At 67.3% G+C, this 23,852-nt stretch carries 21 protein-coding genes and 1 tRNA gene; 12 read left to right on the forward strand and 10 right to left on the reverse strand.

Going from position 1 to position 23,852, the window contains the following annotated elements; all coding sequences use genetic code 11:
• Positions 1 to 258 (forward strand): HNH endonuclease signature motif containing protein (locus ACPXB3_RS11685; protein ID WP_425727702.1); only part of this gene is annotated, 258 nt, incomplete at its 5' end.
• A 45-nt stretch (positions 259 to 303) separates the two neighbouring features.
• On the opposite strand, the gene ACPXB3_RS11690 is transcribed toward ACPXB3_RS11685, so the two are convergent.
• Positions 304 to 380: transfer RNA gene (locus ACPXB3_RS11690), tRNA-Leu, on the reverse strand.
• A gap of 177 nt (positions 381 to 557) precedes the next feature.
• Between ACPXB3_RS11690 and ACPXB3_RS11695 the strand changes: the two genes are divergently transcribed.
• The 3 genes from ACPXB3_RS11695 to ACPXB3_RS11705 all read left to right on the forward strand — a co-directional run bounded on the left by ACPXB3_RS11695 (position 558) and on the right by ACPXB3_RS11705 (position 4,572).
• A complete protein-coding gene (locus ACPXB3_RS11695; RefSeq protein WP_425727703.1) occupies positions 558 to 2,915 on the forward strand; it encodes an MMPL family transporter in 2,358 nt (785 codons plus the stop codon).
• Positions 2,869 to 3,549: a TetR/AcrR family transcriptional regulator gene (locus tag ACPXB3_RS11700; protein ID WP_425727704.1), complete on the forward strand. Its 681-nt coding sequence runs from the start codon at positions 2,869 to 2,871 to the stop codon at positions 3,547 to 3,549. The genes ACPXB3_RS11695 and ACPXB3_RS11700 overlap by 47 nt, the downstream gene beginning before the upstream one ends.
• Positions 3,550 to 3,708: 159 nt before the next feature.
• Positions 3,709 to 4,572: a Bax inhibitor-1/YccA family protein gene (locus ACPXB3_RS11705; RefSeq protein WP_425705149.1), complete on the forward strand. Its 864-nt coding sequence runs from the start codon at positions 3,709 to 3,711 to the stop codon at positions 4,570 to 4,572.
• Positions 4,573 to 4,649: 77 nt separating this feature from the next.
• On the opposite strand, the gene ACPXB3_RS11710 is transcribed toward ACPXB3_RS11705, so the two are convergent.
• Both ACPXB3_RS11710 and ACPXB3_RS11715 read right to left on the reverse strand, forming a co-directional pair.
• Positions 4,650 to 5,873, reverse strand: coding sequence for an acetyl-CoA C-acetyltransferase (locus tag ACPXB3_RS11710; RefSeq protein WP_425727705.1), 1,224 nt, complete (start codon positions 5,871 to 5,873; stop codon positions 4,650 to 4,652).
• Between the two features lie 10 nt (positions 5,874 to 5,883).
• Positions 5,884 to 6,519: a TetR/AcrR family transcriptional regulator gene (locus tag ACPXB3_RS11715; protein ID WP_425705147.1), complete on the reverse strand. Its 636-nt coding sequence runs from the start codon at positions 6,517 to 6,519 to the stop codon at positions 5,884 to 5,886.
• Positions 6,520 to 6,605: 86 nt separating this feature from the next.
• Here ACPXB3_RS11715 and ACPXB3_RS11720 point away from each other — a divergent pair, with 86 nt between their 5' ends.
• Positions 6,606 to 7,991 carry an MDR family MFS transporter gene (locus ACPXB3_RS11720; protein ID WP_425727706.1) on the forward strand — a complete coding sequence of 462 codons (1,386 nt, stop codon included), beginning with the start codon at positions 6,606 to 6,608 and terminating at the stop codon, positions 7,989 to 7,991.
• 31 nt (positions 7,992 to 8,022) lie between these two features.
• On the opposite strand, the gene ACPXB3_RS11725 is transcribed toward ACPXB3_RS11720, so the two are convergent.
• Positions 8,023 to 8,961 carry an SGNH/GDSL hydrolase family protein gene (locus ACPXB3_RS11725; protein WP_425705145.1) on the reverse strand — a complete coding sequence of 313 codons (939 nt, stop codon included), beginning with the start codon at positions 8,959 to 8,961 and terminating at the stop codon, positions 8,023 to 8,025.
• Between the two features lie 129 nt (positions 8,962 to 9,090).
• Between ACPXB3_RS11725 and ACPXB3_RS11730 the strand changes: the two genes are divergently transcribed.
• Genes ACPXB3_RS11730 through ilvA form a run of 3 tightly spaced genes read left to right on the forward strand, consistent with a single transcriptional unit; the run spans position 9,091 to position 12,936 of the window.
• Entirely contained in the window at positions 9,091 to 10,491 is a 1,401-nt protein-coding gene (locus tag ACPXB3_RS11730; RefSeq protein ID WP_425705144.1) for a cystathionine beta-synthase, read from the forward strand.
• A 37-nt stretch (positions 10,492 to 10,528) separates the two neighbouring features.
• Positions 10,529 to 11,683, forward strand: coding sequence for a cystathionine gamma-synthase (locus tag ACPXB3_RS11735; RefSeq protein ID WP_425705143.1), 1,155 nt, complete (start codon positions 10,529 to 10,531; stop codon positions 11,681 to 11,683).
• 53 nt (positions 11,684 to 11,736) lie between these two features.
• Positions 11,737 to 12,936 (forward strand): threonine ammonia-lyase, encoded by a 1,200-nt coding sequence (gene ilvA, locus ACPXB3_RS11740; protein WP_425705142.1) that lies wholly within the window; start codon positions 11,737 to 11,739, stop codon positions 12,934 to 12,936.
• A gap of 29 nt (positions 12,937 to 12,965) precedes the next feature.
• On the opposite strand, the gene ACPXB3_RS11745 is transcribed toward ilvA, so the two are convergent.
• Positions 12,966 to 13,481, reverse strand: a complete 516-nt coding sequence (locus ACPXB3_RS11745) for an SRPBCC family protein (RefSeq protein ID WP_425705141.1) — start codon at positions 13,479 to 13,481, stop codon at positions 12,966 to 12,968.
• Between the two features lie 80 nt (positions 13,482 to 13,561).
• On the opposite strand from ACPXB3_RS11745, the gene ACPXB3_RS11750 reads away from it, so the two are divergent.
• Complete coding sequence (locus ACPXB3_RS11750) at positions 13,562 to 16,876, forward strand: BTAD domain-containing putative transcriptional regulator (protein ID WP_425705140.1); 3,315 nt, start codon at positions 13,562 to 13,564, stop codon at positions 16,874 to 16,876.
• Here ACPXB3_RS11750 and ACPXB3_RS11755 read toward each other — a convergent pair.
• The 3 genes from ACPXB3_RS11755 to ACPXB3_RS11765 all read right to left on the reverse strand — a co-directional run bounded on the left by ACPXB3_RS11755 (position 16,858) and on the right by ACPXB3_RS11765 (position 19,156).
• Positions 16,858 to 17,691 carry an ABC transporter permease gene (locus ACPXB3_RS11755; protein ID WP_425705139.1) on the reverse strand — a complete coding sequence of 278 codons (834 nt, stop codon included), beginning with the start codon at positions 17,689 to 17,691 and terminating at the stop codon, positions 16,858 to 16,860. The two genes, ACPXB3_RS11750 and ACPXB3_RS11755, sit on opposite strands and share 19 nt — an antisense overlap.
• Positions 17,688 to 18,734, reverse strand: coding sequence for an ATP-binding cassette domain-containing protein (locus ACPXB3_RS11760; RefSeq protein ID WP_425705138.1), 1,047 nt, complete (start codon positions 18,732 to 18,734; stop codon positions 17,688 to 17,690). The genes ACPXB3_RS11755 and ACPXB3_RS11760 overlap by 4 nt, the downstream gene beginning before the upstream one ends.
• Positions 18,735 to 18,847: 113 nt before the next feature.
• Positions 18,848 to 19,156 carry a hypothetical protein gene (locus ACPXB3_RS11765; protein WP_425705165.1) on the reverse strand — a complete coding sequence of 103 codons (309 nt, stop codon included), beginning with the start codon at positions 19,154 to 19,156 and terminating at the stop codon, positions 18,848 to 18,850.
• 372 nt (positions 19,157 to 19,528) lie between these two features.
• Between ACPXB3_RS11765 and ACPXB3_RS11770 the strand changes: the two genes are divergently transcribed.
• The 3 genes from ACPXB3_RS11770 (at position 19,529) to ACPXB3_RS11780 (ending at position 22,210) form a co-directional block, all read left to right on the forward strand.
• Positions 19,529 to 20,314: a hypothetical protein gene (locus tag ACPXB3_RS11770; protein ID WP_425705137.1), complete on the forward strand. Its 786-nt coding sequence runs from the start codon at positions 19,529 to 19,531 to the stop codon at positions 20,312 to 20,314.
• Between the two features lie 121 nt (positions 20,315 to 20,435).
• Positions 20,436 to 21,221 (forward strand): DUF4352 domain-containing protein, encoded by a 786-nt coding sequence (locus ACPXB3_RS11775; RefSeq protein ID WP_425727707.1) that lies wholly within the window; start codon positions 20,436 to 20,438, stop codon positions 21,219 to 21,221.
• 89 nt (positions 21,222 to 21,310) lie between these two features.
• Positions 21,311 to 22,210 (forward strand): hypothetical protein, encoded by a 900-nt coding sequence (locus ACPXB3_RS11780; RefSeq protein WP_425727708.1) that lies wholly within the window; start codon positions 21,311 to 21,313, stop codon positions 22,208 to 22,210.
• A gap of 52 nt (positions 22,211 to 22,262) precedes the next feature.
• Here the strand turns inward: ACPXB3_RS11780 and ACPXB3_RS11785 are convergent, their stop codons facing one another.
• Positions 22,263 to 23,087, reverse strand: coding sequence for an SGNH/GDSL hydrolase family protein (locus ACPXB3_RS11785; protein ID WP_425727769.1), 825 nt, complete (start codon positions 23,085 to 23,087; stop codon positions 22,263 to 22,265).
• A 175-nt stretch (positions 23,088 to 23,262) separates the two neighbouring features.
• Positions 23,263 to 23,754 (reverse strand): transcription elongation factor GreA, encoded by a 492-nt coding sequence (greA, locus tag ACPXB3_RS11790; protein WP_425727709.1) that lies wholly within the window; start codon positions 23,752 to 23,754, stop codon positions 23,263 to 23,265.
• Between the last annotated feature and the right edge of the window lie 98 nt (positions 23,755 to 23,852).

Consider the following 23,852-nt stretch of genomic DNA (forward strand, 5'->3'; position numbering starts at 1 on the left):
TTGGGTACCGATCTGTGGTGTCGGTTCCCGTACTGCGGCATGCCTGCGGAGGCGTGTGAACTCGACCATGTGGTGGCGTTCGATCATGCCGATCCGCGGGCCGGGGGTTGGACGCTGCCCGCGGATCTGATTCCGTTGTGCCGTCCCGATCATCAACGCAAACATTTGGAAATCTGGCGGCCCACGTTGAACATCGACCGCACCGTCACCTGGCGTCACCGCGATACCGGACAGACCATCACCACCCACCCACGCTGACGTTCGGAATGAACCAAGTGGTCCTGGTGCGAAACTGCGGAAGCCTGGTGCCCCCAGTCGGACTCGAACCGACACTGTGCGGATTTTAAGTCCGCTGCCTCTGCCAATTGGGCTATAGGGGCGCGACCCACAGCATGCCACGAGTGCGTTGTGTCGGCGTCGGCGGATGGACGGCTGAGTCCCTTGTGCCCGCGGCCGACCCACATTCGCGTCGTCAAACGATGGACAAAAGGGTTGACGCGCTGACTTACTACCGATAACTTAACGGGGGTAACCGTCCTTCCACGGCTGGAGTGGCCATGCTGGATCGTCTGACCCGACTTGTGACCGGTTTCCCGAAAAGCGTTCTGGCCGTGGCCTTCATCCTCCTCGTGGGTGGCGGTCTCTACGGCGCGTCGGCGGCGAGTCACTTACTCGCCGGCGGCTACGAGGATCCGAATTCCGAATCCGCCAAAGCCGCCGCGGTCATCGACGACACCTTCGGTCGCGGCGGTCCACAGATCGTCCTCAAACTCGACGGTGCGCCGGGCACGGACATGGCGACCGATCCGGCGGCTGTCGCCACCGGACGGCAGATCATTTCCGAACTATCCGCCAATAGCCACGTGCAGCAACAGATCGTGTCGGTCTGGACCAATCCTGACTTGGCGCCCGCATTGTTGAGCAAGGACAAGTCGTCGGCGCTCATCGTTGCGACCATCGCCGGTGGTGAGAACGACGCACCGCGCTACGCCGACGAGATCGCCCAGCACTACAGCGGCACTCGCGACGGCATCACCATCCGCGCCGGCGGTCAGGCGATGGTCTTCCATGACGTCAACGAACAGACCACACGTGACCTCGCCGTCGCCGAGGCCATCGCGATCCCGATCAGCTTCCTGGTCCTGATCATCGTGTTCGGGGGAGTGGTGGCGGCGCTGCTGCCGATCCTCGTCGGTGTGGTCGCGATCGTGGTGACCTTCGCGATGCTGCGCGTCATCGGATCACTGACCGATGTCTCGATCTTCGCGCTGAACCTCACCACCGCAATGGGTTTGGCGCTGGCCATCGACTACACGCTGCTGCTGGTCACCCGATATCGCGAAGAGCTGGCCGCCGGCCGCGACACCCGCTCGGCGATCGGGGTGATGATGCACACCGCCGGACGCACCGTCGCATTCTCCGCCATCACCGTCGCATTGTCGTTGTGCGCCTTGGCGATCTTCCCGATGTATTTCCTGCGATCGTTTGCGTATGCCGGCCTCGGCGTCGTGGTCGTGGCGGTGGTCGCCGCCCTCGTGCTCACCCCCGCGATCCTGGTATTGCTCGGCGCCCGGATCGACGCCCTCGACGTCCGCCGCGCCGCCCGCCGACTGTTCCGGCGCCCGCCACCGACCTCCGTGCCGATCGAACGGTCCGCGTGGTACCGATTCGTCAGTTGGGTACTGCGGCACGCCGTTCCGGTGGGTGCAGCAGTGATCTTGATACTGCTCGTGCTCGGTGCACCGTTCGCGTCGATCACCTTCGGCTTCCCCGACGACCGCGTCTTACCCAAAGACGCCTCGGTGCATCAGGTGACACAGGAGACCCGTACCGAGTTCACCGAAAACCTTTCCGGCGCAACGACTGTCGTCGTGACCGGGGGTGACGCACAGGCCAGGACCGAATACGCACAGGCACTGTCCCGCGCCGACGGTGTGAGCTCGGTGTCGGGAGCCGCGGGCACCTTTGTCGAGGGACGGCAGGTGGCGCCGCCGCAGCCGGCCGACCTCCACATCGGCACGGGTGGCGATCAGGCCACCGCATTGTTGTCGGTGACCGGCAGTGCCGAGCCCCTGACCGACGCCGGCGCCGCCGAGCTCACCGCGCTACGTGCGGTCGCGGTACCGGCGGGCATGACCGCACAATTCGCGGGGCTACAAGCCACCAACACCGACACCGTCGACTCCATCTACGGGCATCTGCCGTGGGTACTCGGCGTGATCGCGATCGCGACCTTCATCCTGCTCTTCTTGTTCACCGGTAGTGTCGTGCTCCCGCTCAAGGCGCTGGTCCTCAACGTGCTGTCGTTGTCGGCGACGTTCGGCGCGATGGTGTGGTTCTTCCAGGACGGGCACCTCGGCGGGCTCGGCACCACCGCGACCGGATACCTGGTGGCGACGATGCCGGTACTGATGTTCTGCATTTCCTTCGGCTTGTCGATGGACTACGAGGTGTTCCTGCTCGGGCGTATCCGGGAGGAATGGCTCGCCTCGGACCGGACGCGCAAGGCCAACGACCACGCTGTGGCCGTCGGCCTCGCACGCACCGGTCGGGTGGTCACCGCGGCTGCGCTGTTGATGAGCATCGTGTTCGCCGGAATTGCCGCGTCGGAGGTGTCGTTCATGCGGATGTTCGGCGTGGGCCTGACATTGGCGGTATTGATGGATGCGACGATCATCAGGATGTTGTTGGTGCCGGCGTTCATGCGGATCGCCGGGCGGGCCAACTGGTGGGCCCCGCGGCCGTTGCGAGCTCTGCACGATCGCATCGGATTGTCCGAGGGCGGCCCCGACCGACCACCCACCACCGACCCGCGACCGTCCGACCAGCCCACCCCCGATCAGCCCGCACCCCCTGAACAGGAGTCCCGTGAGTATCCAGAGGCGGCGAACCCGATCTCCCCGCGGGTCGGGTGAGCTGCTGGCCGACGAGATCATCGACGCCGCCACCGACCTGCTCCTCGACGAGAAGGAGGCCGCGGCGGTGTCGATCAGGGCGGTGGCGACCCGGGTCGGGGTGACCCCACCGTCGATCTACCTGCACTTCGCCGACAAAGATGCCCTCTTGGACGCGGTGTGCGCACGTTATTTCGGGCAACTCGACGAGCAGATGGCACGGGCGGAGGCGGGCCTCGACGATCCACTCGAGCGAGCGTTGTCCCTGGGGATGTCCTACATCCGGTTCGCCCTCGACACCCCCGTGCTCTACCGCCAGGCCTTCGCCCGGATCACCGCGGACAACCTTTCGAAAGTCGACGAGATACTCGCCGCATCGGCATTCGTGCACTTCTCGCGTACTGTCGGCGAACTCGCCGAGGCGGGTATGTTCCCGGCGTCGCAGGTGGCCGACATCGTCCTCGAATGGTGGTCCGCCGCGCACGGCATCGCGTCGTTGATGATCTCGAAACCCAGCTTGAACTGGGGTGACGATCTGGCCCGCGCCGAGACGATGCTGCGGTCGGTGTGCCTGGGGCGGGTGGTGATGGGCGTTGCCGAGTGCCGCGAACCCGACGCACTCCGCGGGTTCCTGGCCCGGCTGCGCGATAGCTGACGCCGCAGCGGTGCCCGGGGGCCCGCACCGGCCCCCGACAGTGATGGTCAAGAGAAGGTAAAGTCGGAACTCCGTGGGGCGATCACCCGTTGTTCCCCCGAGACGAGATGTCCACTCACGTCCAGATACGTCCACTCACGTTCAGATAGGGAGCGCCAGGTGCGAGATAGCAGCAATCCGGTGATGCGCGGCGTCGTCCGCGACAATCAGAAGGCCGGTGGCTATGCGGGCTTCGGCACCGGTGCGGCCGGTGCCGGTCAGGCAGCCATGTACGGCGGCCAGTACGGTCAGCAGGTCCCGCCGTACACCCAGCAGCCCGCGCCGGCGGCGACGCGGCAGCTGACCATCGACGACGTCGTCACCAAGACGGCCATCACTCTCGGTGTGCTGACGGTGTCGGCGATCGTGTCGTATTTTCTCTCCTCGGCCAATCCCGCGATCGCCGGTCTGCTCTGCGGCGTCGGCGCCATCGTCGGCCTGGTCCTGGTGCTCGTCGCATCGTTCGGACGCAAGCAGGACAACCCGGCCATCGTGCTGGCCTACGCGGTGTTCGAGGGCTTGTTCGTCGGCTCCCTCTCCTACGTCTTCGCCAACTGGGTGGTCAGTGGGACCAGTGCAGGCGCCCTGATCGGGCAGGCCGTCCTCGGCACCTTCGGTGTGTTCTTCGGCATGCTTCTGGTCTACAAGGTGGGTGCCATCCGGGTGACCCCCCGATTCACCCGCATGCTGTTCGCCGGACTCATCGGCGTCATCGTCCTGATGGTCGGCAACCTGATCATGGGCCTGTTCACCGGTGGCGCCGGCATCCTGCGCGACGGCGGCCCGATCGCCATCATCTTCTCGCTGGTGTGTATCGCACTGGCCGCATTCAGCTTCCTCGTCGACTTCGACGCCGCCGACCGCCTCATCCGTGCCGGCGCCCCCGAACGGGCAGCCTGGGGTGTGGCCCTCGGTCTGACCGTCACCCTGGTCTGGCTCTACGTCGAGATCCTGCGTCTGCTGAGCTACTTCCAGTCGCGTTAGCGGCGGACCACAGAACCGACAACGAACAACCCCGCCCCGGAATCTTCCGGGGCGGGGTTGTTCGTCTGTCGTGGCTATCAGCTCAGGCGCTCGAGCACCATCGCCATGCCCTGACCGCCGCCGACGCACATCGACTCGATGCCGAAGGTCTTGTCGTGGGTCCGCAGGTTGTTGAGCAGTGTGGTGGTGATGCGGGCGCCGGTCATGCCGAACGGGTGGCCCAGCGCGATCGCGCCGCCGGAGACATTGAGCTTGTCGTGGTCGATGCCCAGCGTGGCGGCCGAACCGAGCACCTGCACCGCGAAAGCCTCGTTGATCTCGACGAGATCGATGTCGGACAACGACATCCCCGACACCTTGAGCACCTTGCGGATCGCCTCGATCGGACCGAGCCCCATGATCTCCGGTGACAATCCGGTGGCGGCGGTGGCCACGACGCGGGCCAGCGGCGTCAGACCGAGCTCCTTGGCCTTGGTGTCGCTCATGATCACCAGGGCGGCCGCACCGTCATTGAGCGGGCAAGCGTTGCCTGCGGTGATGACACCGTCGGGTCGGAACACCGGCTTGAGCTGGCTGACCTTCTCGTAGGTGGTGCCCGCCCGGGGCCCGTCATCGGTGCTGACGACGGTGCCATCGGGCAGGGTCACCGGATCGATCTCGCGCGCGAAGAAGCCGGACTTGATGGCCTCCTCGGCACGGTTCTGGCTGCGCACGCCCCAGCGGTCCTGGTCTTCGCGGGAGATCCCGGTGAAGGAGGCGACGTTCTCGGCGGTCTGGCCCATCGCGATGTACACATCGGGCAGGAGGCCGTCCTCGCGTGGGTCGTGCCACTTCGGGGCGCCACCCGCCGCGGCCTTCTCGGTGCGGGTGAGCGCGTCGTCGAAGCTCGGGTTCTTGGAGTTCGGGGCGCCGTCGGCACCGCCGGAGATCCCGAAGCTCGAGACGCTCTCCACGCCGCCGGAGATGAAGACATCACCCTCGCCGGAACGGATGGCGTGCAATGCCATCCGGGTCGTCTGCAGCGACGACGAACAGTAGCGGTTCACGGTCACGCCGGGGATGTGATCGTAGCCGAGCTCGACGGCGAGCACGCGGCCGATGTTGTAGCCGCCCTGCCCGGCGGGCTGGCCGATTCCCCAGTGGATGTCCTCGATGTCCTTCGGGTCGAGTTCGGGGACCTTGGCCAGCGCGGCGGCGATCATCTGACGGGACAACTCGTCCGGGCGAATGTCTTTGAGAGACCCCTTCGCGGCACGGCCGATAGGGGAGCGGGCATGGGCAACGATCACGGCTTCAGGCATGTGGCCCACGTTACTTCACGCCCTCCGCGGCCGGTGGCGAGCCCGGCGGCGTCGTGGGACGCACCAGCGGCAAGAAGACCTCGTCGACGATCTGCTCGAGCGTCTCGTCGGGCACCGGTGCGAGTGTCATCAATACCTCGTGCCGGTAGAGCGAGAACGGCAGCCCCGCCACCCGCGGTGTGAGCCGATCGGGATCTGCCTCGCCGCGCTGCACGGCGCGATCCAGGATCTTCTCCATGGCGGTCGTCCGCTCGCCGATCAGGATGGCGCGCAGATCGCCGGGGGTGGCGCCGGTTTCGGCGTAGTACTCGCCGAGGGTGGCGCTGAACATGACGACGATGTCGGAGCGATTGCGGTTGGCGTCGCGCAATGCGGCGAGCACGTCGCCCCGCAGCGTGCCGGTGTCGGGGTAGATGGGTGCGGCCACCTGGCCGCGGCGCGCGATCAGCGCGCGCACCAGCTCGGCCCGATTGGACCAGCGGCGATAGAGCACCGGCCGGCTGGTGCCGGCGCGTTCGGCGACCGCCTCGAACGTCAGCCCGCCGTATCCGCGCTCGCGGAGCTGCTCCCACGCGGCGTCGAGGATCGCCGCTTCGAGTTCGGCGCCGCGTCGTCGGGTCGGCTTGTCCGGGTCATCAAGATCCACTTGCGTATCTTAACCGAGCGGCATAGTGTGTGGATAGAAGATACGAGAATGTATCTTATTGACTTCTGAACGAATCGAGGAGTGCGATGTCCACCGAGACTGCGCGTGTCCCATCCCCGTCGGAGCAAGGGATCCCGCCCCAGGCGCGCCGCGTCGCCTGGGCCGTCATCGCCGGCCTGGTGGCCCCGGTCCTCGACATGACGATCGTGACCATCGCGCTCACCGGGTTGAGTCGTGATCTGCACGCGCCGCTGAGCACCGTGCAATGGGTGAGTACCGGGTATCTGCTCGCGCTCGCCGTCGCGGTGCCCCTCGCGGGCTGGACCGCCACCCGATTCGGCTCCCGGGCCGCGTGGACGGCCGGCCTCGGCCTCTTCTTCGCGGGCTCGGTGGCGTGTGCGGCATCGTGGAACATCGGCTCGCTCATCGCGTTTCGGGTGCTGCAGGGACTCGGTGCCGGCCTGATCATGCCGCTGATGACCTCGATCCTGGTGGCGGCCTCCGGTGGGGTGGCACTCGGGCGCATGGTGGCGATGGTGAGTCTGCCGACGGCGCTCGGACCCATTCTCGGACCCGTCGTCGGCGGCGTCATCCTGAACTGGCTCAACTGGCGCTGGCTGTTCCTGGTGAACGTGCCGCTGTGCATCCTCGCGCTGATCCTCGCCCGGCGCATTCCCTCCGACAAGACGGCGGGCACGCGACTGGACGTGCCAGGGCTACTCCTGCTGGCACCGGGTCTCATCGCGCTCCTGCTGGGATTGTCCAACGCGCACAATGGAATCGGCCGGGCCGACGTCGTCGTTCCGGTGGTCATCGGCGCGGTGCTGTTGGCCGGGTTCACCTGGCACGCGCTGCGCACATCCGGCCGGCCCCTGGTCAACGTGCGTGAACTGCGGCGGCGATCGGTCACCGCGTCGTCGGTGGGCCTGTGCTTCTTCGGTATCGCGTCGGCCGGCGTGATGCTGTTGATGCCGTTGTACTTTCAGCAGGTGCGCGGCGACTCGGTGCTGCAGGCGGCGCTGCTGCTGATCCCGCAGGGAGTCGGGGCGCTGGCCACACGCAGCCTCGCCGGCCGCCTGACCGACACCATCGGGGCCCGATGGGTGGCCGTCACCGGCTTCGCGGTGGTGGCCCTCGCGACGGTGCCCTTCGCATTCGCCGGGGCGCATACGAACACCATCTGGTTGATGGTGGTGCTGCTGGTTCGCGGATTCGGCCTGGGCACGTTGCTCTCGCCGGTCATGGCCGCCGGATTCATGGGCCTGCCGGGAGCCGCCCGACACGATGTGAGCATGCTGACCAGGGCATTTCAGCAGGTGGGCGGGTCGTTCGGGACGGCGTTGCTGGCCGTGGTGCTCACCGCCGGGATGGGCGCGGGCACCGGATTCAGCGACGCGTTCTGGTGGGCGAGCGCGCTGGCGGCGGCCGGTGCGGTGGCCGCACTTCTCCTACCGGACGCCCGCGCAGAGTGAACGATCGCCGGGTCGCGTGCCCGGCCGGGGCTCATCGCACGTCGCGCGCGACCCGCAGGATCTTGTCGGTGAGTTTGCTGTTGTCCACCGACGGCGACACCTCGGGCGGTTGCGGCAGCGGCTCGGGACCCCACTGGCCCAGGGCGGCAAGGACTTCGGGCAGGAGGATGTCGGCGGCGAGTTCGTAACCGTCGGCCGACGGGTGATACCTGTCGAAGGAGAGCATCCGATCTGGGGCGTCCCGGAAATCCTCGGAGAGCAGATCGGCCATCGGCACCGCGCGGCCGCCGGCCGAGAGCACCGCGGCCTTCTGGCGCGCGGCCAGCCGCATTCCCCACACCCGCAGGACGCTGCGCAACGGCTGCGGGATCGCGGTGATCACCCCGAAGTCCGGGCAGGTCCCGACGATCACTTCGGTGTCGATGGTCCGCAACCGGGTGACCGCGGCGCCGAGCCGACTGGCCGAGGTGCGAATGCCGTTGCGTGCGGTGACGTCGTTCGCGCCGACGAGGATCACCGCGACGTCGGGGTGATCGCCGGCGATCAGCATGGCATCGATCTGGGCGCCCAACCCCTTCGACGTGGCGCCCACGATCGCCTTGTTGCTGTATCGGACCACCTGGCCGGTGTCGAGTGCCACGCGCCGGGCCAGGCGTGCGCCCGGTGTCTGCACGCCGGTGTCGGCGCCGAGTCCGGCCGCGGTGGAGTCACCGAAAACCGCAAGATGCAATCCGATCTCGGCGCGGTTGTCGCGGGTGACGCGGTGCGGCCCGCTGCCGTCGCGACGGTAGATGCCGTCACCATCGGGGGCGTCGTCGGTGCGATGCGGGATGACGGTGCGGACCTTTTGGGCCTGCCAGACGAGCAGGTTGTAGCCGCCCCACGTGAGTCCCGCGGCGGTGGTGGCCGCGGCGGCGGTGGTTCCGAGATCTCGAAGCAGGCGGTGGTCGGTGGAGTGCGGACCGGTCACGACTGCCAGCGTAGCGATCAACCCGGGAGCCACCGGTGGATCCGCATGTCGGCGAGCCGGAGGGCGCGCGGCGATGGCCGAACCGACGTCGGATGGAACTCTCGGGCGTCGTTCTGGGACCATGAGGTCATGCGCATCGCCAATCACGTCGTCGACCTGGTGGGCAACACACCCCTGGTCAAACTCAATTCGGTGGTCACGCCCGGTTCGGGCATCGTCGCGGCCAAGGTGGAGTACCTCAATCCCGGGGGCAGCAGCAAGGACCGCATCGCCCTGCGGATGATCGAGGCGGCCGAGAAATCCGGTGAACTCAAGCCCGGCGGCACGATCGTCGAACCCACTTCCGGCAACACCGGCGTCGGGCTGGCCCTGGTCGCGCAGCAGCGCGGCTACCACTGCGTGTTCGTGTGCCCCGACAAGGTCGGCGAGGACAAGCGCAATGTGCTGCGCGCCTACGGGGCCGAGGTCGTCGTCTGCCCCACGGCCGTGGCCCCGGAGCATCCCGACAGCTACTACAACGTCTCCGACCGGCTGGTCCGGGAGATCGACGGCGCCTGGAAACCCAACCAGTACGCCAACCCGGCCGGACCGCAGAGTCACTACGAGACGACCGGCCCGGAGATCTGGGCCGACACCGACGGCACGGTCACCCACTTCGTGGCCGGCGTCGGGACCGGCGGGACCATCACCGGCACCGGGCGCTACCTCAAGGAGGTCTCGGGCGGTTCGGTCAAGGTGGTCGGCGTCGATCCCGAGGGGTCGGTCTACTCCGGCGGCACCGGCCGGCCCTACCTGGTCGAGGGCGTCGGCGAGGACTTCTGGCCGGCGGCCTACGACCCGAGCGTGCCCGACGAGATCATCGCGGTCTCCGACGCCGATTCGTTCGACATGACCCGGCGCCTGGCCCGCGAAGAGGGTCTGCTCGTCGGCGGATCGTGCGGGATGGCCGTCGTCGCCGCACTGGAGGTCGCGCGGCGCGAGGGCCCCGACGCCGTCGTCGTCGTCCTGCTGCCCGACGGCGGACGCGGCTATATGGCCAAGATCTTCAACGACGAGTGGATGAGCAGCTACGGCTTCCTGCGCACCCCGCTCGACGCGAAGGCCACCGAACCCCTCGTCGGCGACGTGCTGCGCGGCAAGACCGGGGCAATGCCCGATCTGGTGCACACCCACCCGTCGGAGACGCTGCGCGATGCCATCGAGATCCTGCGCGAATACGGTGTATCGCAGATGCCGGTCGTCGGTGCCGAACCCCCGGTGATGGCCGGTGAGGTGGCCGGTGCGGTCACCGAGCGGGATCTGCTGAGTGCGGTGTTCGAGGGACGCGCCAGTCTGGCCGATCCGGTCTCGGCGCACATGGGAGAACCATTCCCGCTCATCGGGGCCGGCGAACCGGTCTCGGCGGCGACCAAGGCGCTCTCGGACACCGACGCGCTGATGGTCGTCGAGGACGGCAAACCGACCGGCGTCATCACCCGCCACGATCTACTGGCCTTCGTCAGCACCCATCCGACCATCACCGCCGGCTGACCCGGCACCCGACGTCCACTCAGCGAGGAGTTCTCACGTGAGCCTGCACCGCCGCCGCCGCGGCTTCGCCACCGAAGCCATCCACGCCGGTTACGATCCCGACGCCCGCACCGGGGCCGTCAACGTACCGATCTACGCCAGTTCGACTTTCGCCCAGGACGGGGTCGGCGGCCTGCGTGACGGATTCGAGTACGCCCGCACCGGAAATCCGACGCGCCGAGTGCTCGAGGCGAACCTCGCAGCCATCGAAAGTGGCACCTACGGACGAGGATTCGCCTCCGGCATGGCGGCCACCGACGCGTTGTTGCGCGCCACGCTGCGTCCCGGCGATCACCTGGTGATCCCCAATGACGCATATGGCGGCACCTTCCGGCTGATCGACAAGGTCTTCACGCAGTGGGGCATCACCTACTCGGTGGCCCCGGTGACCGACGCCGACGCCGTCCGCGCGGCGATCACGCCGCAGACCAAGCTGGTCTGGGTGGAGACCCCCACCAACCCGCTGCTCAACGTCGGTGACATCGAGCAACTCGCCCAGATCGCCCACGAGGCGAACGCAAAACTGGTGGTGGACAACACCTTTGCCACGCCGTACCTGCAGCAGTCGTTGGTGCTCGGCGCCGACGTGGCGCTGCATTCGACCACCAAATACCTGGGCGGCCACTCCGACGTCGTCGGCGGGGCGTTGGTGACCAACGATGCCGAACTCGACGACGCGTTCGCCTTCTTGCAGAACGGGGCCGGTGCGGTGCCCGGACCGTTCGACGCCTACCTGACCATTCGCGGCATCAAGACCCTCGCCGTGCGGATGGAAAAGCACTGCGACAACGCCGAAGCCGTCGTCGACTACCTCTCGAACCACGACCACATCGAACGCGTGCTGTACCCGGGACTGACAACCCATCCGGGCAACGAGATCGCCGGCAAGCAGATGAAGCGCTTCGGCGGGATGGTGTCGGTGCTGGTCTCCGGCGGCATCGAGGAGGCCAAGAAGTTCTGTGCGCGCACCGAGGTGTTCACCCTCGCCGAATCCCTCGGCGGCATCGAATCCCTCATCGAACATCCCGGTGCCATGACGCACGCGTCGACGGCCGGCTCGCTGCTGGAGGTCCCGGCCAATCTGGTGCGTCTGTCGGTGGGCATCGAGGACATCGACGACATCCTCGGCGACCTGGAGCAGGCCCTGCAGTAGCCGGCCGGCTTCGGCTGCGGTGACCGCGCAGGGCGGGTAATTTGGCGTGCACCATGTTGATCACCGAGGCCGAGATCGCCCACGCCGTCGCGGCATTGGCCCCGGTCATGCGCCGCACACCCATGGTTGCCTCGCGGGTCCTGAGCGAACGCGCCGACGCCGATGTCTGGCTCAAGTGTGAAAACCTGCAGCGCACAGGGTCTTTCAAACCACGCGGCGCCTACTACCGGATCAGTCGGCTCTCCGCCGAGGAGCGTGAGCGGGGCGTCGTCGCCGCGAGCGCCGGCAATCATGCGCAGGGCGTCGCGTGGTCGGCGAGCAGCCTGGGTATCTCGGCGCGCGTGTACATGCCGGTCGGGGCGGCGCTGCCCAAGATCGCGGCCACCCGCGCCTACGGCGCCGAGGTCGAACTCGTCGGAGCCACCATCGACGAATCCCTGCTCGCCGCATCCGAATTCGCCGACCGGACCGGTGCGGTCCTGATCCATCCGTTCGATCATCGCGACATCGTGACCGGGCAGGCGACGGTCGGTGTCGAGATCTGCGAGCAGATGCCCGACGTGTCGACGATCGTGGTGCCGCTCGGTGGTGGGGGACTGATCGCCGGGATCGCGGCAGCGGTCAAGCCGGTGCGCCCGGACGTTCGGATCATCGGCGTGCAGGCCGCGCAGGCGGCGGCGTGGCCGCAATCGCTCGCACGCGGTGCGCCGGTGGCGGCGACGCGGATGAACACCATGGCCGACGGCATCGCGGTGGCGCGACCCGGTGACGTGCCGTTCGCGCATGTCACCGAACTCGTCGACGAGGTGGTGACGGTGCCCGAGAACGCGTTGGCGAGAGCTCTACTGCTCATACTCGAGCGGGCCAAGCTCCTCGTCGAACCGGCCGGCGCGGCCGGGGTGGCCGCCGTCGTCGAGGGCGTCTGCGGCGAGTTGTCGGGGCAGGTGTGCGTGGTGGCGTCGGGCGGCAACATCGATCCGCTCGTCCTCAGTCACGTCACTACGACGGGCCTGCGCGCAGCAGGCCGCTTTCTGACCGTCACCGCCACCGTGCCCGATCGTCCCGGTGGTCTCATCTCGCTGTTGGACATGCTGCGCGAGCAGGGCGCCAGCGTGGTCGACGTCGTGCATTCGCGTGTGGCGCAAGGGCTTGCGCTCGGCGAGGTGCAGGTGACGGTGAGCGCCGAGACCCGCGGGCCCGATCATCAGGCCGTGGTGCGGGCGGCCCTGGTCCGGGCGGGTTTTCTGCGCTGAACGCGCTGTCTGCCGACCGGCATCGTCGGTCAGGTCTGTGGGCTCAGGTGCGCGAAGTGCCGCAGGGTGTCGGACTCGATCGTCTTGAAGACCGGCACCGACGCCGGATTGGAGAACGCGTTGAGGGCGCGCGACGGACCGAGTTCGAGCGCGAACGTCCACACCAGGCGTGCACCGACCGCCGCCGGGGTGACCTCGGTGTACTCGCCGAACCGCCGCATCCCCGGAACGTTGACCGACGCGACGCGGAAGGCGTTGCGGTACGTGGCGTTCGCCGGCTCCTCGGTCCAGTCGAAGAAATACTCCGAGAGCGTCACGAACCCCGGCGCCAGCCTCGCGCGGCGGGTGGTGCCGACCCCGTACGGGGCCGCGGAGGTGAACTCGACCGACTTGATGGCCTTGCACCAGTCGAGGGTGTGTTGCCGGGTCAACTCCGCCCACGCGCGCTGTGGCGACACGGGGATGTTCACCTCGATCCGGTAGGAGATCGGTGCCGAGTCGAAGAAGTCGAGGTCAAAGGGTTCGAGATCATACGTGCGTGCCATCGCTCGACAGTAGCGAGTGCTGCGTCGCCGGGACATGGCTGTAGGAAATCTCCGGCCATCGGTTCCACTACGCTGGCGGGGTGGCGAACGAAGGGGACGTGATCATCGGGCTGCTCGGTCCGGTTTCGATCATCGCTGCGTCGCACCCTGATTCGGATTCGGAGATCCCGTCGGTCAGACCGGTCCCGGGAATCCGCGCCAAACGGCTACTGGCCTCGCTGGCGCTCGCCGACGGGCGGACGCGCTCGGCCGACCGGCTCATCGCCGATGTGTGGGGTGACGAGCCGCCGCGGTCGCCGGCCGCGGCGCTGCACACCCAGATCTCGAGGCTGCGTCAACTCCTCGGTTCCGAGCACCTTCAGGGTTCGGGCAGCGGCTATCGGCTGGTGGGCTGCCGAACCGATCTGGACGTGGTGGACGAGCTGGCCGGCGCCGACGATGACCCGACTCTGCGCCGGGCCGCGCGATGGTGGCGGGGCGCACCGGGAGACGATCTCGGGATCGACGCCCCCGGCGGCCTCGTCGACCGGCTGGGTGCCCGCGCGCAAGAGCTCTCCGATCGCCTCGATAGGTCGCGGTTCGCTGCGGCGAGGCGGTCGGGTGACTCGGCCACCGCACGCATGATTGCCGAAAGACGTTGTCATACCGATCCTCTCGATGAGACCGCGCACCTCGACCTGATGCAGGTGCTGGCCGATCAGGGGCGTGGTGCCGATGCGATCGCTGTCTACGGCGCGCTGCGTCGACGACTCTCGGCCGAACTCGGCGTCGACCCCGGTGCTCCGATCACCACCCTGTACAACGAGTTGCTGGCCGGCTCCGGCGGCGCGGCGGTGCCCGGGCCCACCGATGCCGCACGCCCGACCCGGTTGGGGCGTGGCGCCGGCCTGCTCTCCGACACCACCGAACTCATCGGCAGACAAGATGACGTCGACGCGATCGTGGCCGCGTTCGACGAGAGTCGCGTGGTCACGATCCAGGGTCCCGGCGGCGTCGGCAAGACGCGGGTGGCCAATCGCGTGGGTCATCTACTCGTCGAGGCCGGGGCGTCGGTGTTCTATGTGCCGCTGGCGCCGATCCGCGCAGACGACGACGTCGTGCCCGCCATCGCGGCGGCGCTCGGCGTCGGCGAGGCCGACCTCAGCGGCAATCGTCCGCGGCTGAATGTCGGGGATCTGCAAGCCCGGCTCCTCGACGCGATCCGGGGCCGCGATGTGTTGTTGATCCTCGACAACTGTGAGCAGGTCATCGAGCGTTGCGCCCAGGTCGTGGCCGACCTGTTGGCGGCCGACGACACCATCCGGGTGGTGGTCACCAGCCGCGCACCCCTGATGCTGGCCGCCGAGCGCATTCATCTGCTGCCGACCCTCGACGCGCACGCCGCGGGATCGGCGGTGAAATTGTTCACCGCCCGCGCCCGCGCAGTACGACCAGATGCGGTGCTGGAGCCCGAACACGTCGCAGAGCTGTGCCGGCATCTCGACGGTCTGCCGCTCGCGATCGAGCTTGCGGCCGCACGGATCCGGACCATGACCGTCGAGGAGATCCGCGCGCGGCTCGTCGAGCGATTCGCGTTGCTGCGCGGCGCCGATCGCGGTGCGCCCGACCGGCATCGCACCCTGTATGCGGTCATCGACTGGAGTTGGGAACTCCTCGACGACGACGCGCGTGTCGCACTGACGCGGCTGTGCCGATTCCCCGGCGGGTTCGACGCCGATGCCGCGCAGACGGTGTTGGGCTACCGCGGGTTCCGGCTCCACGACACCCTCGCCGCACTGGCCAACCAGTCGTTGCTCACCGTCGTCGAGAGTGACGGGCGGGTGCGGTACCGGATGCTGGAGACCGTGCGCGAATTCGGTGAGGACAAGCTCGCGGCCTCGCCGGCACAGTCCGTGCAGGTGCAACAGAGTATGTGGCGTTGGGCCCGCGACTTCTCCGGCGCGGTGACCGCACGCTACGACGAGGGGGTCGACGACGTCCTCGTGGCCACGGTCGCCGCGGACGCGGAAAATCTTGCCTGGGTGCTGCGCGGCTGCCTCGATGAGGTGGCCGGTGAGGTTCATCGCCATGGCTCCGAGGAACTCTCGGATGCACTGCTCACGGTGATCCGTGTCTATCCGGTACTCGCCGCCTACTGGATGTCGCGCGGGTTACATGCCGAGGTGATGTCCTGGGGCACAAGGATTCTGACGATAATTCCGACCCCGCCACGGAATGTGTCCGACGCCGGCCTGCGCCGCGACTGGCAGGCGACCCTGATGACCTCGAGCGTGCATCAAGTGATGATGCGCCGCGACGTGCGGTTGCTCGCCACCGCCCGCTTTCACCTGCGCGTGCTGTACCGACCGGAGGCGACGTATGACGAGCCGATGGACCTGTTGTCGGCGTGTGCGCTGAGCCGGACCCCCCTCGGGGCGGTGCGCCACATCGTCCGTGGGATCGGCGCGAGCGCGGACCGGGTGGTGACGACGGCCCTCGCGGCCCGGATGAACCTGCGGGAGAATCTCGGCGATCTCGAGGGCGCGCTGCGCGACGGAATGGAATTGCAGGACCGGGCGATGACGAGTGGTGACTCGTGGATGTCGTCGATGGTCGAGGTCAGTCTCGGCGGCATCCTGGGGCAGCAGACGTACTGGCGTGAGGCCGTCGTGCACTACCGCAAGGGTATCGACGAACTCGTCCGGCTCGGCGCCTACGACGACGAGATCCAGACGCGTACGTATCTCGTGGTGGCGCTGGTCGCGCTCGGTGACCTGGCCGCGGCGGCCGTCGAATTGGCCGGTCTGTCCGACGGATGGACGCCCGAACAACCTGACCCACAAGGTGATCCGGAACTCGGCGCCGCGATGATGCTTGCCCACGCGGAATTCGAATTCGCGCGGGGCAACAGCGAAGTCGCGGGCGGCCTCTATCACCGGGCGGGCGTGCTGCTGGCGACCGAACATCCGCTGGGCGCGCAGGATCCCGGGATGCTGATGATGGTCAGTGTCGTCGTGATCGGATTGATGCGGGTGGGCCGAGTCGATCGGGCACGCAGCTACCTTCCGATTCTCGGCGAGGGGGTGGCCGCGACGTTGTCGGCGTTCGGGTGGCGTGACTCGCCGCAGGCCGGCGCGATGGCCCTGGCCGCCGGGTACACCCTGTGCGCCGACCCGGCGACTCGTGGTGACGGAGCCCGACTGATGATGGCGGGACTGCGGCTTCGCGCCCGGCTGGACTACCCGGGGTTCGTCTACGCACGCGACCACATGCAAGAACTGACGGGCTTCTCGGATGCGGAGTGGGCGGCCGAGTCCGCTGTGGTCGCCGATATGTCTCGACACCAGGCGGCCACGCAGGTGCGGACCATCCTGGCGTCGAGACATCCGGAAAACGATCAGGCGTTGCGCATGTAGGCGCGTACTGCCAACGGCGCGAACACCGCGGTGATGACAGCCGCCCCGATCAGTGACCAGACCACGTGGATGCCGACGTGGCCGTTGGCGGTGAGCTCACGGACCGCGGTCACGAGGTGGCTGATGGGATTGACATTGACGAAGCCCTGCAACCAGCCCGGCATCGTGTCGACCGGTACGAAGGCGTTGGACATGAAGGTCAGCGGGAACAGGATGAGCATCGAGATACCCTGTACGGCAGAGGCTTTGCTCATCAGGCAGCCCATGAGGGCGAAGATCCAGGAGATCGCGAAGCTGCACAGGATGACCAGCAACGCCGCGCCGATCGCGCCGAGCACATCGGGCCGCCAGCCCATGATGACGCCCATGACGATGGTCAGGGTCGTCGCGATCAGGTAGCGGATCATGTCGGCGAGCAGAGCACCGGCGAGGGGGCTGATACGCGCGATCGGCAGGGCACGGAATCGGTCGAAGACGCCCTTGTCCATGTCCTCGCGGAGCTGGGTGCCGGTGACGATCGACGTGGTGATCACGGTCTGGACCATGATGCCGGGGATGATGACCGGCAGATAGGACGAGATGTTGCCGCTGATGGCACCGCCGAAGATGTAGGTGAACATCAGCGTGAAGATGATCGGCTGCAGCGTCACGTCGAACAGCTGCTCCGGATTGTGCCGGATCTTGAGAACTCCGCGATATGCCATGGTGAACGACTGTCGTGCCGTTTCGGCAAGGCTGACAGAGGTTTTCACCTTGTCGCGGACATCGCGGGTGGTGATGGGCGCCGGACTGGTGCGGTCGAGGGTGGTGGTCATGGCTGGGTCTCCTCGGTGGTGGATCCGGTGCTGGGCTCGTCGGTGTTCTCGTCGGCCTCGGCAGGTTTGCCGGTCAGCGTCATGAAAACCTCGTCGAGGCTGGGCTTTTGGACGTTGATCTCGTCGACGGTGATGCCCTGCTCACGCATGGCGATGAGGATGTCGGGCACGAGGTCGGGTCGGTGCAGCGACGCCGAGATCCGGCCGGCCTCCGCCGACAGCGACGCGGGTTCACCGAGAAACCGCTCGACGATCGCGGCGACCGCCGGCGCGTCACCGCGATCGGCCGGGGTGAGTTGCAAGGTGGCCGCGCCGATGGAGTTCTTGAGTCCGTCAGCGGTGTCGTCGGCGATCACGCGGCCGTGATCGATGACGGCGATGCGGTCGGCAAGCTGATCGGCCTCGTCGAGGTACTGCGTGGTGAGCAGGACCGTCGATCCGCGCCGCACCAGGTTGCGGATGGTGTCCCACATCTGCGCGCGGGTCCGCGGATCGAGGCCGGTGGTCGGCTCGTCGAGGAACAACAGGGGCGGGGTGTCGATGAGGCTCGCCGCGAGATCGAGGCGACGGCGCATCCCGCCGGAGAAGTTCTTCAGCGGGCGGTCGGCGGCATCGTTGAGGGAGAACTCCTCGAGAAGTTCGTCGGCGCGGGTCCGGGCGGCCTTGCGGGAGAATCCGAGGAGCCGGGCGAACACGACGAGGTTCTGGGTGGCGGTGAGGTCCTCGTCGACCGAGGCGTACTGCCCGGTGACGCCGACCAGTGAACGCACGGCGACCGCGTCGGCGACGACGTCGTAGCCGAACACCTTCGCGGTACCCGCGTCCGGGCGTAGCAGGGTGGCCAGCATGCTGACCGTCGTCGTCTTCCCGGCCCCGTTGGGTCCGAGTACGCCGTACACCGAACCGGTGGGAACGGCCAGATCCACGCCGTCGACGGCGCGATTGCGTCCGAATGTCTTGACCAGTCCGTGGGCCTCGATGGCGAGCTCGGTTCCGGGAACCGATCCGCCCCGGGCCGGACTGGTGGTGAGTGCTGTGGTCATGGTGATCACCATGACCGGTGGCGCTGTCGCCGCTCTTACATCGGCTTACACGGCATCGGTGGTGTCTGTCGTCCATCCCGTGGGCGGGCAGTGGAGACGGGCGTCGGGGGTGGTCAGGCGGCGGTCACCGAAGGAAATGCCTCGGCCGGCAGATCGGAGCGGTAACGCACAACCGATCCGACCGGGCCCAGCCGGGATTCGACGGTGCGGATGGCAGCGGCGAGCTGCTCGGGGTCATCGACGTCGGCGACGAGCGCGACCGTATGCCCGTTGTTGCCGAGCATGTAGGGCACGACGTCGGAGTAGGCGCTGCTGACGACGGCCAGGGGCGCACCGGCGTCGAAGAGGACCGCGGCGTGGGCACCCACCGCCCGATCCTCGGTGAGGACGATCAGCGGCACCGCGGGTGCCGGTTTGTGCATGTGCATCGGACTCTCCGTTCACGGTTGTGGTGAGGTCGATGAGACCACCATGAACCCCCAGGTTGGTGCGGGTCTTCGAGCAGCCTGTGGAAAAGCTGTGATCTCCGGATCCGGCTGTGGATGGATTCCCGGCGGTCACGCCGATCGGCCCTAACCTCCTCGGTCATGGCGAAGCGACAGAAACGGCAGCGAGGGGTCAAACGGGCGCGCTCACAGGCGCGGCGGGCGGATCGGGCGGCCGCAGTCGCCGGCAGGCGGGTCCGCCGCGGTCCGATTCCAGCGGAGCCGTCGGGGCAGGGGATATCGGAGCGGGGGGTATCGGAGCAGGAGCTGTGGGGGCCGCTGAGCGTATTCCGGATTCGACAGTCGCTGATGGACGCATACCTGAATGTGAATGTTCTGGGAATGCTGATGAAGGACAATGCCGAACACCGTCTGGCCGACATTCAGGCGCGGCTCGCGGAGTTGGCGGCCGAAGACCGCGCTCCAGGCGACGACGAGACCATCGATGCTCGTCGCGCGGGCATGGAGCAGGCGATGGCCCTCGGGGAGATCGATGACCTCCTCGACTACTCGTCCAACGCGCTCGAGGCATTGGAGGCAACCACCCCGATCTGGGTACCGGACACCGTCGTGTCGGTGGTGTCGGCGATCGACGTCGGCGCCGGGGATACGAGCGGGCTGGCCGGACTGGGGCCGGAGGGGCTGATCCTGTTCGAGAAGCCGCCGGCCCGGGTGGTGCAGCGGAGTTCCGATGACCGCTCACCATCATCGGAATTCGATCTCGACGGGGTGCTGTGGTGGACGCTCGGTACCGCCGGACGGGAGGTCTGCCCCGAGTGTCTCGGCGCAGGTCTCATCGACGCAAGTGGTGTCGATGAGGACGCAGTTGTCGACGCCGAGACCACGCTGGCGATCGTGGCACTGACACGTGGCGATCTGTTGGACCCGCCGCAGCCGTCGTGGGAATCGTCGATGCTGCACGAGGCGACGGGCTTTGCCGTCCCGGTCGGCCACGAAGATGTCCTGCCCGGAAGCTCGATGGTGCCGTGGATAGAGGTGCTGACGCAGATCGGGCAAGCGTTGTGTGACAAAGAAATCGGTCTCCGGCGGTCCGGCTCCGGCCTGGTTGCAGGCCGGGCACCCGACGTCGCATGAGATAACCGGCATTCATCCGATCGGATGACGGAATCGACGGATTTGTCAGACCTCCTGAGGACAGTGTGTCGCGAGGCGGAGCCCACTTCCCGGGCACCGCACCGGCTCGAAGGAGATCGAGATGTCCACTTCCCAGGATTCGGGTGCGCCCGACGCGAACGCCACCGACCCGCAGGCGACGAGCCCGCTGCCGCCGTCCCCGCCCGGTGTGCCTCCGACCGGAACGGCCCAGTACGGCCAGCCCCAGTACGGCCAGCCCCAGTACGGCCAGCCCCAGTACGGCCAGCCCCAGTACGGTCAGCCCCAGTACGGGGCTCCAGGGCAGCCGAACCCGTTGCCGCCCAAGAAGAAGCGCAAGTGGCCGTGGATTCTCGGTGCCGTCGTCGTGCTCATCGTGATCATCGCGGTGGCCACCAGCACCGGCGGCTCCGACAGCTCTGCGCCCAGCGGTTCGGCGCCCGATGGCGCGCCGGCAGCTCCGCGCAACAACGGCGGGGGCGAACAGACTGCCGGGCTCAACACCCCGGTGCGTGACGGCAAGTTCGAGTTCGTCGTGACCGGCGTGGAGAAGGGGCTCGCCAGCGTTGGCGACAACCCATATCTGACAGAGCAGGCACAGGGACAGTTCGTGGTCGTCACGATGACCGTCAAGAACATCTCCGACAAGGCATACGGTTTCACGCCGTCGGACCAGAAGTTGCTCGACGGCCAGAAGCGTGAGTTCGAGCCCAGCACGTCGGCGCAGATCGCGCTCGGCGGTTCCGATATCCCGGTGTGGGACAACATCAATCCCGGCAACACGGTGACGGCGAAGGTCGTCTTCGACATGCCCAAGGATGCTGTCCCGGCCGCCATCGAACTGCACGACTCGATGTTCTCCGGCGGTGTGAAGGTCAACCTCGGCTGACGAAGGACGCGTGTGCTCCACAGGGCACCTCTGGTGCCCTGTGGAATTCTTCGTCGGGGCTGGGCCGCAACGGACTTACGCTGCTGCGTATGGGACGACGACATCACCACACACCGAAGCGCGCCGCAACCGAGAAGGATTGGCGCACCGATCTCGAGCGGGAATTCCGTGAGGCGAAAGATCCGCAGGCGCAGACGGTCTCGCCGTGGGGCCCGGGGTGGGCGCCGGTCGTGCACTCCACCCTGGCGGTGACGTATCGGTACCTGATGGCCGAGTGGCCGCAGTACATCGAAGTCATCGAACGTCGTCTCGCAGACAGTGACAAGCGCATGAACGCCATGGAACGCCGGGGCAAGGGCCACACCGATGCGTTCGCGCGTCTGTACGACGACTCGGTCGACGATGCGCTCATGCTGCGCGACGTGCGCGGGCTGCTGCGGACCGCGACGCAGGTCAGTGCGGCACTCGCCGAGGTTCGGCCGACATGGGTGCCGGCGACCGCGACCGCGGTGCTCGCGGAGATCGATGCCGACGTGCGCCATACCGATACCCTCAGCACCGATACCCTCAGCGGACTCGGCCCCAGCGGACTGCTCCTGTTCGAAGAGCCGCAGGCGTATGTCCAGGAGGTACTGGGATCGGGGATGCCGACCATGCCCGAGGTCACCGTCGACGCATTGCTGTGGCGGCCGTGGGGGCCGATGCCCGCCGGATCGGCCGACGGCCGGGCCCGGCGGGTTCCTGAGATGGTGCTCCATGCATTGACCCGCAGCCGTGCACTCCAGCCGCTACGCAGCGAGGGTTGGAAGCGGTCGGTCCTCACCGAGGCGACGGTGATCGACATCTTCCACGGGATGAGAGTCGCCGACAATCTGACGCCCGTCGTCGAACTCGCCATCAAGCTCGCACACGCCATGGGCGACAACCGCCTTCGTCCGCAAACGATGCCGACGGCGTCGGCGGGCGTCACCGTACTGCAGGCAGCATGAAAGTCGATCGGGCGAAAACCCAAGCACGGGAAGAACTACCGTGGTCGGTGGCTCAGCGGCTGAGGCCGAGCGTGCGCGCGGTGATGTCCGCCATCTTCCGTTCGCCCAGCGCATTGGGGTGCACCGGGACCATCTGCTCGGTGGTGAGGATCGGCTCGATCCAGCGTGTGCCGACCGGTTTACAGCTGTCGTGGCCGACCGACGGCGTCGTTGCGTCAACGTAGGTGACGCCCGTCTGCGCGGCGGCGCGGCGAAGCGAATCGTTCAACGTCGACTGGATCTCGTAGGTATAGGGCACATCGCCTGCAGCGACCGGGAAGGCCGGGCACGGTTCGTATTTCGACGGCATGATCCACGGGTAGCTGATCACCGCGACGCGAGCGTTGGGTGCCTTGGCGCGGACGGCCGCCATCGCGTTGACGAGCTTCGGGAACGTCACGGTGCGGAGCTCGCGGACGATGGAATCGCCGTACGTGTCCTTGCACGGCGAGCCACGTCCCAACGCCTCGGCGGCCGCGGTGAGGCATTTCTGCACGGTTCCGGCGAAGACCATGCCGTCGTTGCCCCCGATCATCAAGGTGACGAGGTCTGTGTTCGGGCCGATCGCGTCGAGTTGCGGGCGCAGTCCCTTGTACTGCGCGGCGAAGAAGTCGCCGGTCTGCGCGCCGCCGCAACTGGCATCGGTGAAGCGGTACCCGAACCGGTGGGCGACGAGGTGTGCGTAGTTCGCGCTCGACTGCATGCAATCGGGCAACGTTCCCGGCGCTGTCGGGACCACGCCCGAACCGGCTGAATAGCTGTCACCGAGGTTGACATAGGAGAGCTGATGCTGTGGCGCTGCGGTCGCGGAGCCGGCACCGAGGACGGCGGCGAACATTGCCGCTGCCGTGATGGTGACCCCCAACGTGCGCACGTGGGCGAGCAGTTTCACATCTGTTTTTGTAACAGGTTCACCCGTGGCTCCGGCCGCAATTGGAGTAATTGATCAACTGACGACGAATCGCGGCCGCCCCGAAACGGGGCGGCCGCGATTGCTCGAGTCGGTCTGGCGCTCAGCTGTGGTACGGCTCGGCCTTGACCAGCGTCACCTTGATCGTCGCGCCACTGGGTACGGAGTACTCACTGGTCTCGCCGACCTTCGTGTCGATCAGCGCGGCCCCGAGTGGCGAGCTGGGCGAATACGTCTCCAGGTCGCCCTGTGCGAGCTCTTCGCGTGTTGCGATCAGGAAGGTCTCGGTGTCCTTCTCGTCGCCGTCGTAGTAGACGGTGACGACCGAACCGGGCAGCGCAACACCCGACTGGGTGGGTGCCTCGCCGACCTTCGCGTTGTTGAGGAGCTCCTGCAACTGACGGATACGGGCCTCCTGCTGCCCTTGCTCCTCGCGTGCTGCGTGATATCCGCCGTTTTCCTTGAGGTCTCCCTCTTCACGACGTTCGTTGATCTCCGCAGCAATGACCGGACGATTGGCGATCAGGGAATCCAACTCGCCCTTGAGGCGGTCGTGGGACTCCTGGGTCAGCCAGGTCACCTGGGTGTCGGTCATCGGTTACTCCTTTGTGTTGCCCGCGTCCTTCGCGATGTCTTCACGAGAACATGTGGACTGCTCCAAATACAGCAACACGACCCCTTGCGGAGCCGTGT

Origin of the sequence: Gordonia sp. DT219 (assembly GCF_049847065.1) — a bacterium.
Classification (GTDB): Bacteria; Actinomycetota; Actinomycetes; order Mycobacteriales; family Mycobacteriaceae; genus Gordonia.